Source organism: Pseudorhodoplanes sp. (genome assembly GCF_035565795.1).
Classification (GTDB): domain Bacteria; phylum Pseudomonadota; class Alphaproteobacteria; order Rhizobiales; family Xanthobacteraceae; genus Pseudorhodoplanes.
Genome location: NZ_DATMRV010000080.1, coordinates 1 through 11,615 on the forward strand (window position 1 = coordinate 1; position 11,615 = coordinate 11,615).

Consider the following 11,615-nt stretch of genomic DNA (forward strand, 5'->3'; position numbering starts at 1 on the left):
GCGGCAAAGGACAGCGTCGTCGCCGCAGCAGCTGCGAGTCCGGTCGGCGCCGCACCGCCCATCAGCCCGATCACGATCGAACGCGTTTTGTCGCGCTCGAACGGGATGCCGTAGAGATCGCTGAGCGTCTTCACCATACGCAGGATCACCGCCGTAACGCCTGCTACGTTTACGGCGGCCATGGGCAACAGCCCGCCGAGCCCGGCATACATCTTGTGACGGTCGACGATCTTGAAGGCGTGCTGAAGACGCAGCTCGGCGTCGGACTGGGTTATCACCTGCATGGCAGAGGGTGCATCTTTCGCGTCATTCGCGTTCGCAGGGGGTGGCGAGGGCGGCCATATCTCGGCCTCGACCTGCACCGGCTCCCGGGGAGTCGTCGGCTTTGCCGTCACGGATTGCGGCATCGGCGCTTCGGTACCGGCCTCACCCGGAATGAATCGCAGGCCGGACCCGGCGGGCTTGATCGCCTTTGGAAGCTGTTTGCGTGTCATGCTGCGGCCTGCTGCTGTCCGAGCACCATATCGAGTTCGTCCGCGATCGCAGCGATCTCGCGCGCCGCGGGGCCTTTCCAGCTGATCAGGCTCGGCGTCGCTCCCCACAGCGACGCTTCGGGATAGGCAACCCGGTTCTGCATTTCGTTCTGAAGCACGGGTATTCCGGCTTCGGTCAGCTCATTGCGGATGTGGCGCGCAATGATCGAGTCACGGGTGGTTTGCGTCAGGATGCATCGATAGAGCGGCCGCCGCCCATCTGTCCGCTCCGTGAGGAAGGCAATCGTGTCGAGCGTCCGGTCGACGTCGAAGGGTGACGGCTTGACCGGCACGAGGAGGAAGTCCGACGCCGCAAGACAATCCAACGTCGTCTTGGAACGAAAGCCGGGTGTGTCGATGATGACGAGCCCGCCTGCGCTTGAAAGACGCCGGGCAGTCTTGGTGGCGTCCTCGGTCGCGTCCTCGATGACCGCAACCCCGCCAAGGCTGCGCTCACGGGCCGCCAGCCCCATGATCGAGCGCTGCGGATCCGCGTCGATGAGAGTTGGGCGCCGGCCACGCAGGTGCCAGTAAACCGCCAGACAGCTCGCGACCGTACTCTTGCCGCTGCCGCCCTTCATCGTGGCTATGGTGATGATCATCTCACCGCCTCCTCGCCAAAGACCCGCGCAGTGATTCGTGCATATGGTAGCTAATTTCGAGGAGGCACGCCTACAGATTGCGGTTCGTGCGGCTCAGATTTGTGTGCGTGAACGAATCCCGGCGAACGTTCGCGAGCCCGCAGAATCAAATTTAGGACAGTGACGGGATGCCGAAGCGCGAACGACTCTGTCGCGAGCGGCGCGCGGGCGACCGAATAAACGAATCAAAAAGACAGATGCAAAAAGCGATGTCTGAAAAACAAAACGCTGTCTCCGAATGACTTCGGAAACAGCGTCAATAGCTTCAAAGGCGAAACTATCCGGAGATTACCAGGCCGGGCAAACCGACAGGCCGGTGCACGAACCGAGCGTGTAGTTTGCGGAGGTCTCGGTTCCTGCGGCACTTTCCAGCACTTCGTCGGAAACGTCGAAGCTCAGGATCTCTTCTTCTTTTTGATTGAGGTTGGTGAGGGTCATGGCGTAATTCCTTTCATCCGCCAGATGCATAGAAAATAACGAGGAAACTTGCTGAAATTTCCCCCTGCTGGCGAAGCAAGAATTGGCCAAATGCGGCAAAAAGTCAATCAGTGGTCAGTTTGTCATCACACGGACCCGTGGACTGGGCCCCTACAAATCCCATTTGTCATTAACAGTTTGCCGCCGTTCGCTGAGGTGACGGTTCGGATGGAGTGTCGGACCGGCGGAACGGGCTGACGTCCCCGTTACCGCGCTGGAGGACGACCGGACCAGACCGCATTGCGGCTTCGGCATCTTCGCAGACCTCGATTTCTTGCGCGAAATGCATCCGCCGGGCCGCTAAGAAGAGCCAATGGACGAGTTTTCCGAGCGCCTGTTTGCCCGCGCGGCGACGATCGACGAACTCCTTTCGGAATCATCCGAAACAGGGCTCGGTCAGGCCGTCGACGCGACTCTCGCCGAGCAGCGCCTGGCCGCCTGGTGCCAGTCAGCGGCTAACGGCGATCAGGATCTTTTCCGCCGCAGGCTTTCGCGTGACGGTTTCACCTACGAAGTTGTGAAGCAGAAATTTGCGGCCGTTCGCCGCGGCGTCCCGGACCACGCCGCGGCATGGGTCGAAGACGCCATCTGGATCGAGGCGGCGCTGCAAGGTCCGTCCGCCGAACAGGCGCAGCCGATCCCCGGCATCGAGGCACGCGCCTTCGACCGCCTCCTGCTTCCCGTCGTCGAGCAGGCCGAAACGCGCCTGTGGGCATCCGCAGCCGCCCATCGCCGCGTCCGCTTCACTGAAGCTGGCCGCCTCAGCCTGCGTCTGATGCTTCTGGACCAGTTGTCCGATCTGTGTGCGCCGGTGCTTTACGAACGCTTTACTACCCGCCGGCTTTACGACCCGTTCGTGACCGAGATGCAGTCGGGTGGCTTCCGCCACCTGTTTGAGGACAAGCCGGTCCTCCTGCGGCTGATCGCTAGGCTGGTCCGGCAATGGATCGACTCCATCGCCGAATTCGCGGTTCGCATCGACGCCGATATGGATGCGATCCGCAGCGAGCTTGTGGGTCGCAGTGAGCCGGCGGGTATCGCCAGGATCGAGGGCGGATTATCCGACCGCCATAACGGGGGACGCTCGGTTTTGATCGTCACCTTCGAGGACGGTACACGGGCGGTCTACAAGCCGAAAGATCTCCGCCTCGACACCGCCTGGCACGATCTGATTTCACGGCTGAACCGATCGACCCCGCCCCTCGAGCTGCGCGCCGTCCGCGCAATTGCACGGGACCATTACGGCTGGACCGAATTCATCGAACACACCGGATGCCCCGATGAGACAGGCTTCGACCTGTTCTTCCGTCGCGCCGGCGCGTGGCTTGCGCTGTTTCATTGCTTCGCGGCAACGGACATCCACCAGGAAAACGTGATCGCAGCCGGCGACCATCCGATACCGATCGACCTCGAAACCATTCTCCAGCCGCCGCCAGCGGCGCCAAACGCGCAGGAGACGGAGCCGTCGGCATCGGACGCGGCCGCCGACCTGATCGCAAGCTCGGTGATGGCCGTCGGGATATTGCCGGCCTATGGCAGAGCGCCCGACACGTCCGTCTTTGCCATGGGCGCATTGACCGCTGACTGGAATTCCAAGGTCAGGATCACCTGGATCGACGTCAACACTGACGCGATGCGTCCCACGCGGACGACACTGGTGGACCGGTCGAACCCGAATCTGCCGCATGTCGCGGGCCGCTACGCCAGCTTCAGCGATCACGTCGATGCATTGGTGTGCGGGTTCGAAGACTATGCGCGCTTTCTCTCGCGTCTGACGCGTGAGCCTGATCTTGGCCGTCTCTTCGAAGGTTTTGCAGGCGCACCGATCCGCAAGGTCGTGCGCCCGACGCGTTTCTATTCGATGCTACTGCAGCGGCTCAAGGCGGCGCGCGCCATGAACGACGGTGCGATCTGGTCGGCGCAGGCCGATTTCATCGCGCGAATGTCGGATTGGAACGAGGCATCGGATGCCAATTGGCCGTTCCTTCGCGCCGAACGGTCGGCGCTTCTCGACCTGAACGTCCCGCATTTCGTGTTGCCGAGCGATGGTCACGCGATCAACGACTTCAAGGGCCCCGTCGCCACACTCAAGGGCAGGTCCGGGCTCGAACACGCCCGCGAGCGCGTGAGGGGCTTCGATGACCACGAGATCAGCTGGCAGATTGAGGTCATCCGGGCAAATACCACATCGACGAAGCCCAATTCCACGGATGCAGCCCGGTTAATCCTGAAGTCGGACGCGGTGGATGCGAACGTCAACACGATTTTTGCATCCGAGGCCGACCGCATCGCAGCCGACATTTCGGACTACGCGATACGCCGCGGCAATTCCGCTGCATGGATCGGACTCGACTGGATGGGCGATGCGGAGTCGTTCCAGCTCACGCCGCTCGGTCCCGATCTCTACAATGGCGTGTCCGGGGTCGCGGTCTTTCTCGCGGCGCATGCTGCCGTCACCAGACACTCGCCGTCGGGCGACCTTGCACTCGCTGCGCTGACGAACCTGCGCAGAAAGCTCAAGGACCGGAATGCGGGCCGGTTCGCGCGCTCGCTTGGCATCGGCGGGGCGACCGGTCTGGGCTCGCTGGTCTATGCGCTGAGCGTAATCTCGAAAAGTCTCGGTGACGAGACGGTGCTGGCGGACGCCCATGCCGCATCGGCGCTGATGACCGACGAACTGATCGCTGCGGACAAACGGCTGGACGCGCTTGGCGGCAGTGCCGGCGCAATCCTCGGGCTGCTGCGGCTCTACCGGGATACTCAGGCCGGTGACGTCCTCGCGCGCGCCGTCAAATGCGGCGAGCACCTGCTGCGCCAGGACCGGGTCGGCCCGGAGGGATTGCGCAGCTGGGTTGGACATGGCCTCGGTCAGAATGCGCTGAACGGGATGTCTCATGGCGCGGCGGGCTTTGCCTATGCGCTTGCGTCGCTCGCCTCCGTCACCGGGCGGGACGACTTCCACGCGGCGGCTGCGGAAAGTCTCGCGTTTGAAAATTCGACCTACGACGCCGAGCGCCACAACTGGCCGGATCGCCGCCATGCCGACAAACCGGGCTGGGCCTGCCGGTGGTGCCATGGCGCACCTGGGATCGGGCTTGCGCGTGCCGGTCTGCTCGAGCGAGGTGCGATGGACGCTGCGACCCTACGCGCGGACATTCAGGGCGCGCTGACAGGTGTCGAACAGGCCTGGCCGACCGAGATCGACACGCTCTGCTGCGGCACACTGGGTAGCGTCGAGTTCATCCACGAGGCCGGCGAAGCGCTCGGCCGCCCCGACGTCCGATGGGTCGCGGCGCAGAGGCTGAGTGCGGTCGTCCAAGCCGCGCGGGCCGCGGGTGACTATCGTTGGAACGCCGGCAAGCGGCGGTTCAACCTCGGCCTGTTTCGCGGCCTGGCCGGCGTCGGATACACGCTGCTGCGGCAGCGCGACGACACGCTCCCGAACATCCTCATCTGGGAATGAGAGCGGTCTCCGGCGGGCTACTTCGCGTCCGACGCGCAGGTGGCGTGCAAGACGACCTTGAACATGTCGAAGGACTGAACGGTGACCTGGCAGCTTCGTCCGTCGCCAAGATCGACGGGAATCAAGTTGCCGGCGCGGGCGAACATCGTCTTGCCGTTGACGTTGATGTTCACGCCTTCATTGCTCGGTGAACCGACCAGGCCGACGATGACGCGACCGCCCGCGACAACCAGCGACTGGTTCGGCCGCATGACGTAGATGTTTTCGGACGGGACGATTTCGTCCAGCACGCCTTGCACGTGATTGAGCCGCGTCTGCAGCGTCAGGATACGATCGGCACGGCGGTTGAGTTCGGCGCTGACCTGCTGCCGTTCTTCCCGAAGCTGCTGGATGGTCTGTTCGCGCTGCGCCAACTGGCGTCGCGCCAGTTCACGCCCCGTGATGTGACCGATCAGCGCGACGCCGAGAATGAGCAATGTCTCGATCAGGAGGATGTAGACGCGCCGCCTGCGCGTGAGCAATCGCCAGGCAGCCCGCGAACTCAGATCGGATTCGACCGGACGTCCGGCCCGCTTGATGTCGGCCACGTTAGCGGTTCTCCTACGCCACCAGCGCATCTGACGCACCGTCACGATTTCGGGTTCGACTGGCATCAGCCATGACGCAACCTATCCATCTACGATCCGTTAGCGTGTCCCAGCCGGGTTCGCCGAAGCCCCGGCTGGCTTCATTTTAGCTTCGGCCGGCGGGCCTTCAGAACCGTTCGACGAACCGGTTGTGCGCGATCCACCGGTGATCCGCGACAGGACCGACTCATAGCTGGACAGATCGAACGGATTGAAGGTCGCCGGCTTCTCAGCCGCCTTGTCAGGTTTCGCGGGAGCAGCAGGCTCCGCTGCAGACTTCTTATCCGGCGCGGCCGGAGCCGGCGGCTGCGGCGGTGTGCCCGGCGGATTGACGTGAACGGCGCCGCCCGGCTGCACGAAGACCGTGGTTGGCGACGACACTGTCGGCACCGCCTGCGGCGCCGCATATGCACCGGGCACCGTGTCGGTTGGCGCCGGCACCGCGGCGTCCTTCCTGGGCGGCGTCGGCGGACCGGCGGGCTGATCGACATTGCCAAGGATGATCGGCAGGCCATCCCGGCCGCCGATCACGACGATCTTCGAGTTCGGCGACTGCGACAGCGCCAGCGTCGCCTCGATTCCGCGCCACCGCAAATAGGAGTCGGAGATGCCCTGACTGACCGTCTGCTGGAACGCGGCGATACCGTTCGCTTCGATTTGCTTGCGTCTCGATTCCTGCGCCTCGCGCTCGACGCGATAGCGATATTCCTGAATGAGATAGAACTGCTCGGTCTGACGGTTAATCGCTGCCACGATGGCCGGCGGCAACTCGATGCTCAGCACCAGCGTGTCGATGATCTGGATCGAGTATTGCAAGGCATCGTTGTAATTTTTGGGATCGGGCTGTTCCATCGCCTCGGGCTGAACCAGCTTGTTGAGGTTGGCCCCAAGCCCCTTGCGCGCGTTGTCGCGAACCTTCTCCTGAATAGCTTCCCGCGAGGTGTAGACCTCCTGCGCAGTGTATTGCGCGATCACCTGCCGCGTTTGGCTGCCGATTTCCGGGCTGACGACGGAGTTGAAATATTCCGGTCCGATAAACTTGTGGAGCACCGCCACCGCATTGTGCAGCAGCTGGTAGCGGATGTTCATCTGGATCGTGACGTTCACGCCGTCACGCGAGATAGCGTTGTAGGTCTGAGCCGTCGACTGCAGGCGAAGGTTGTAGATGAACAGGCGATCCCACGGCCAGACGAGGTGCAAGCCTTCGCCGCGCAGCTGCTGAGGGTTGAGCATCGTGCCGCGGCCGGCGAAGCACCAGCAATAGTAATCGAAGGTGTTGAACCGCTTCCACAGAACGCCGACATGGCCGCTCGGAACGGTGATCACGATGTAGCGCCACAGCACCGTCACGGCGAGGAACAGGACGAGCAGCATGAATGCGAAGCTCGGCAGACGGCGCGTCAGGAAATTCCACGCACCGCGCTTTCTCACCACGGGTGGGTTTCCATCGAGAGACTCGGGATACGTTGCCATCAGTCGTTCCTCACCGAACGCCCTCAGCCGCCCACTGTACGTTCTTCAACAATACGGCCCTCTTCCATGTGAATGCGCCGCGCGGGCAACCGGAACTCGTCAAGGTACCGGTCATCATGGGTGATGACCACCACGGTTTTGCCCGCGCGCATCATCTCCGGAAGCAGTTCGTCGTAGAACTTCCGCCGGTACTCGGGGTCCTGTTCGGCCGTCCATTCATCCAGCAGCATGATGGGGCGGTCTTCCATCAGGCTGACGATCAGCGCAAGGCGCCTGCGCTGGCCTCCGGACAGGTCCAGCGTCCGGAACTCGTCGTTGGTCAGGCCGGTCTTATCCTCCAGCCGGAACTGCGCAAGGAGATCGGCGAGTTTGCGCGTGTCGACATCCTGGATGCCGTAGAGCCGGCGGAACAGATGATAGTCGTAGAAAATCGCCGAAAACAGCTCGCGATATTCATCGCGGGTCGCCTTGGTGACGCGCTTGCCGTTGAGCAGAATTTCACCGGATTCCGGATGGTAGAGCCCGGCCAGCACTCGCAGGAACGTCGATTTGCCGGACCCGTTGCCGCCAGTGATGAAAAGCAGCTCGCCGGAGCGGAGGGTGAAATCGATCGGGCCGATGTGGAATGCCACGTCCGAATGCCGGTCGACGTAGCTGAACACCATCTGGCGCATTTCGATCGATTCAAAGGTCTTCGACGTTATGACCTCGTCCGTCTCGGACGAAACCGCTTCGCGAAGCTTGTCCTCGAGACGCTGAATGCGATCCGCGGCAGCGTTCGCGTTCATCAGAATGGGGATTGACTGAACCAGCGCGAAACACGCGCCGATGACATAGAGCAGAGCTGCGGTGATCTTGGCGATCGAGGCGCCGCCGAGACTGTCGCTGAACTGCGGGGCGACGAAAACCACCGTCCCGAGCAGGATGTACATGTACCCCTGCGAGTAGGCGATCTGCTTGAAGGTTTCAGACTGGGCCCGGATCTTGATATTGGCAGCGGTCCGGGAAACGTTCACGGCGTCGTCGAACAAGGAGTCGCTGCGCGCCCGGTTGAGGCGCACTTCCTTGAAGCCGTCGAGGAAGTCGGTGATGCGGTCGAACAGGCGGCGTTCGTGCTCGGCCGCCCTCGCCCGCTCTTCCACGAGCTTGCGGCTCCTGAAATGGAAGATCAGGCCTGCCATGCTGACGATCAGCACGCTGAGCAGGAACGCCGTGAGCGACAGATACGCCACGTAGATCGCCACGAACCCGATCAGGACCGGGCCCTGGATCGAGAAGCTGAGCATATTGCTCGCTTGCGTCAGGATCGCGGCGTCACTCGAGATCGCCGCGATGATGCGCGCGCGGCCGACCTCTTCGATCGACAGAAGCTCCGAGCGCCGGACGTAATCCATCATCCGCACGCGCAGCTTATGGATGATGGCTTCGATCTCCGACGTGATCGTCGTCGAGACGTAGACCTGCGTCTTGAAGAACAGGAACAGCGAGACGACAAACAGGGTCGCCGCCCAGAGGCTTCCGCGCGCCTCCGTATCGGCCGCGGCCGCGCCAGTATTGATCGCGGTCAGGATGGCGGCGTTACTGACGCCGCCCAGGACAGACATGAACACCAGCTTCCGCACCGAGGCGTGCATCTCGCGGTGTACAAGCTGGAGGAAAGACATTTTGAACGCTACCGTCCGGCTACAATTGCAAGGGACTTCGCCAGTCCCAGATGAAAGACATGCGCCGGTTTCGATACAAACGTTAGGACCGGCGGCGCCACTCGACGTTTCGAGACGGGCCGGTGATGAGTAGAAGCGGCAGAACTACCAGCGGAGTCGTAACAAGCGCGAGACCGAACGTGCCCAGAAACCCGAGCCGTCGGCCGATGCCGCACAAGCCGGTCAGCGCACAAAAGACGATATAAAGCCCAGCTTCGATCATCGGTGTCGCTCGAGCAGCCACCGATCGCGAGATCGTGGCTGCCCTCCGGTTTGATGCAGACCTTGCAGGTCAAGAGTTCGTAGCCGTCCCCGGCGTAGAGCTTGGGGACGCCTCCGGCGCGGCAACCTTGGCGCGCGAACGATTGTCCCACTTTTCCTTCTGCGCCTTGATGAATTCGCGATAATCCGGCGGGTTGAAGTCGAGCAGCGTGCCGCCCGACTCGAAATGCTGGACGAACGCCTTGCCGATCGCGTAAGTCGCGCCGGCGGCGAGCGCGGGCATCACAAATCCCGACGCGATTGTTCCAAGAACCGGCACGGACTTCAGCATGCTGGCCGCACCGATGCCGCTGGTAGCCGGGATCATTGTGCCGGCCAGAGCCGCGATCACCGCCTTGCCGCTGTTTTCGGAGAACGGCACTTTATAGATCTGCGACAGCCGACGCAGCATCTGCAGCTGAATGCCGGCTACGGCCGCGACGTCGATCACCGGAACCGGCACAAGACCGGCGACACCACCCCACATGGCAAAGCGATCGACCAGCTTGGATGCCATTTCAAGTCGCGCAGCAGGCGTGAGCTCCGGCTCGGATGCCTCGGACTTTGCCTCCGCCTCGGTAGTCGCTTTTTGTACCATCCTGGGACCCTTCTCGGCATTCGTGGATCGATCGCCACCTGATCGAGCGACGCCAGATGCCTGTTCGCTTCAATCAAATCTGGTTCCAAAAAGCTATCATGGCGGGTTGCGACTGCCAAGCGCCGCACATCGCCGTTATATGCTTGCGTTATAAAGGGTTATCAAACCAGCCGGGTCAGCTTGCGTTGCCCAAACGGATGCCCATAATGAATCATTCGTAGTCATCCGGAGACGGACATGCGGTCGGGCGCGGCGAAGGGAAATCCGGTTCAGGCGCGCCGCGCCTGGGAAGCTCCCGCCATGACGGAGGTGCCGATCGCGGCCGCGACAAAGGCCGCCGGAGCAGGCGCCGGCACGAATTCAAACCCGCCCGCGCCCACAGCTCCAACGAGCAAGCTCGGTTTCTCCTTCGAGATGTCATTCCCCCTCGCGGTCCGCACCGAATAAGGCGGGCATCCGGCAATCCTGCCCCGGCTTCCAGGCAATGTTGCGTTCTCATCCGCTCGTGGCGGATGACAGCGCCATCAGTTAGGGTTGGACCGTCAATCCATTTGGAGCGTGTTAAGCTTGGGCGTTACAGCTGACAGCGTATTGGTTCGCGACCAGAGCCTCGCGGCCGCCGATCTGGACGGTGGCGTGGTCGTCCTGAATGTCCATACCGACACCTATGTGAGCCTCAATGGCGTCGCGAGCGAAATCTGGCACATGCTGTCGGAGCCGCGTCGCGTCGGCGAGATTTTTGACGTTCTGTCGCAGCACCATGATGTCGACGCTGTGACCCTGACGCGTGACGTACTGCCGTTTCTGCAACAAATGATCGAACGGCGGCTGGCGCGGCAGGTCGATCGAGCCAACGCGCGATGACGCCACAAACCAAGCGGCGCGTCTACTTGCGGGAGGCGACCATCGCGCTCCTGCTCGCGCGCCTTGCTGTCCGATTTCTGCCGTCGGCCCGATTGCTCGAATGGTCCGCGCGTCCGGTCCGTAATGTGCACCGCTTCGGGACCGAAGACGCGGAATGGGTCGCATGGGCGATCGATCACGCAGCGACGAAACGTGGAATGAACGCGCTCTGCCTGCCGCGAGCCCTGGCCGCGCAAGCAATGTTGCGGCATCGCGGAATTGCGAGCCGGCTTTGCCTGGGGATCGCGCGCAACGAAAACCAGGTTTCCGCGCATGCCTGGATCGAGATTGGCGAGCGGAAACTCACTGGAGGCGACGAAGCCGGTCGCTTCACCCCCCTCGCCGCATTTGGCGGCGCAAAGACCTGATCGGCGGCACCGCATGAGCGGCATCGCCGGCATACTTCGCTTCGATGGCCATCCGGTCAGCCGGCACGAACTCGAACGGGTTGCCAACGCACTGCGCGCGCACGGCCCTGACCGATCCGACATCGCCGTCAGCGGACATGTCGGCCTCGTGCATGTGCTGATGCGCATGACGCCAGAGGACCGCAGCGATCATCAACCTTATCGCGGTGCGAGCGGTGCGATCATCACGTCCGATCTGCGGCTCGACAATCGCGACGACATGCTTCGCCGTCTCGGACTTTCGCCGCACGAAGCCTTGAACTCGCCGGACTCACGGATCGTACTCGAAGCCTTCGAAAAATTCGGCGACGATGTGTGGCCGATGCTGCGCGGTCCGTTCGCAGCCGCGATCTGGAACCCGAGAACCCGTCGCCTGACGCTCGCACGGGATCATCTTGGGCTCAATGTCGTCATGTGGCATCGCAATCGGCGCTTCTTTGCGTTCTCGACCATGCCGAACGGCCTGTTCGCGCTGAAGGACGTGCTGCGAGAGTTGAGCGAGGAAAAGTTCGCCGATTTCCTGGTGCTCA

10 protein-coding genes and 1 pseudogene are annotated in these 11,615 nt (G+C 62.6%); 4 read left to right on the forward strand and 7 right to left on the reverse strand.

The annotated features are described in order from the left end of the window. The 3 genes from VNZ93_RS08120 to VNZ93_RS08130 all read right to left on the reverse strand — a co-directional run. Positions 1 to 494, reverse strand: a 494-nt coding sequence (locus VNZ93_RS08120) for a DUF697 domain-containing protein (RefSeq protein WP_325702682.1), incomplete at its 3' end; no start/stop codon positions are given. Then, positions 491 to 1,135 (reverse strand): ParA family protein, encoded by a 645-nt coding sequence (locus VNZ93_RS08125; RefSeq protein ID WP_325702685.1) that lies wholly within the window; start codon positions 1,133 to 1,135, stop codon positions 491 to 493. The genes VNZ93_RS08120 and VNZ93_RS08125, both read right to left, overlap by 4 nt. Positions 1,136 to 1,462: 327 nt before the next feature. Next, entirely contained in the window at positions 1,463 to 1,612 is a 150-nt protein-coding gene (locus tag VNZ93_RS08130; protein ID WP_325702688.1) for a hypothetical protein, read from the reverse strand. Positions 1,613 to 1,964: 352 nt separating this feature from the next. On the opposite strand from VNZ93_RS08130, the gene VNZ93_RS08135 reads away from it, so the two are divergent. Beyond that, entirely contained in the window at positions 1,965 to 5,114 is a 3,150-nt protein-coding gene (locus VNZ93_RS08135) for a type 2 lanthipeptide synthetase LanM family protein (RefSeq protein WP_325702690.1), read from the forward strand. 17 nt (positions 5,115 to 5,131) lie between these two features. Here the strand turns inward: VNZ93_RS08135 and VNZ93_RS08140 are convergent, their stop codons facing one another. The 4 genes from VNZ93_RS08140 to VNZ93_RS08155 form a co-directional block, all read right to left on the reverse strand. After that, on the reverse strand, positions 5,132 to 5,701 hold the full coding sequence (locus VNZ93_RS08140) for a hypothetical protein (protein ID WP_325702692.1): 570 nt from the start codon (positions 5,699 to 5,701) through the stop codon (positions 5,132 to 5,134). 99 nt (positions 5,702 to 5,800) lie between these two features. After that, positions 5,801 to 7,213, reverse strand: a complete 1,413-nt coding sequence (locus VNZ93_RS08145) for a prohibitin family protein (RefSeq protein ID WP_325702695.1) — start codon at positions 7,211 to 7,213, stop codon at positions 5,801 to 5,803. Positions 7,214 to 7,236: 23 nt separating this feature from the next. After that, entirely contained in the window at positions 7,237 to 8,877 is a 1,641-nt protein-coding gene (locus tag VNZ93_RS08150; protein WP_325702698.1) for a cyclic peptide export ABC transporter, read from the reverse strand. A 331-nt stretch (positions 8,878 to 9,208) separates the two neighbouring features. After that, entirely contained in the window at positions 9,209 to 9,775 is a 567-nt protein-coding gene (locus VNZ93_RS08155) for a YcjF family protein (protein WP_325702701.1), read from the reverse strand. A 567-nt stretch (positions 9,776 to 10,342) separates the two neighbouring features. Here VNZ93_RS08155 and VNZ93_RS08160 point away from each other — a divergent pair. From VNZ93_RS08160 to VNZ93_RS08170, 3 genes and pseudogenes are all read left to right on the forward strand, one after another. Next, positions 10,343 to 10,639, forward strand: a complete 297-nt coding sequence (locus tag VNZ93_RS08160) for a PqqD family protein (protein WP_325702704.1) — start codon at positions 10,343 to 10,345, stop codon at positions 10,637 to 10,639. Continuing rightward, positions 10,636 to 11,046 (forward strand): lasso peptide biosynthesis B2 protein, encoded by a 411-nt coding sequence (locus VNZ93_RS08165; RefSeq protein ID WP_325702707.1) that lies wholly within the window; start codon positions 10,636 to 10,638, stop codon positions 11,044 to 11,046. Before VNZ93_RS08160 ends, VNZ93_RS08165 begins: the two co-directional genes overlap by 4 nt. Before the next feature lie 13 nt (positions 11,047 to 11,059). Next, positions 11,060 to 11,615 (forward strand): annotated as a pseudogene (locus tag VNZ93_RS08170) (hypothetical protein); the annotation flags it as partial.

Excerpts from the sequence above, each read along its gene's own strand:
- VNZ93_RS08125 (WP_325702685.1), bottom strand. The coding sequence starts at position 1,135 with ATGATCATCACCATAGCCACGATGAAGGGCGGCAGCGGCAAGAGTACG.
- VNZ93_RS08130 (WP_325702688.1), bottom strand. The coding sequence starts at position 1,612 with ATGACCCTCACCAACCTCAATCAAAAAGAAGAAGAGATCCTGAGCTTC.
- VNZ93_RS08135 (WP_325702690.1), top strand. The coding sequence starts at position 1,965 with ATGGACGAGTTTTCCGAGCGCCTGTTTGCCCGCGCGGCGACGATCGAC.
- VNZ93_RS08145 (WP_325702695.1), bottom strand. The coding sequence starts at position 7,213 with ATGGCAACGTATCCCGAGTCTCTCGATGGAAACCCACCCGTGGTGAGA.
- VNZ93_RS08150 (WP_325702698.1), bottom strand. The coding sequence starts at position 8,877 with ATGTCTTTCCTCCAGCTTGTACACCGCGAGATGCACGCCTCGGTGCGG.
- VNZ93_RS08155 (WP_325702701.1), bottom strand. The coding sequence starts at position 9,775 with ATGGTACAAAAAGCGACTACCGAGGCGGAGGCAAAGTCCGAGGCATCC.
- VNZ93_RS08165 (WP_325702707.1), top strand. The coding sequence starts at position 10,636 with ATGACGCCACAAACCAAGCGGCGCGTCTACTTGCGGGAGGCGACCATC.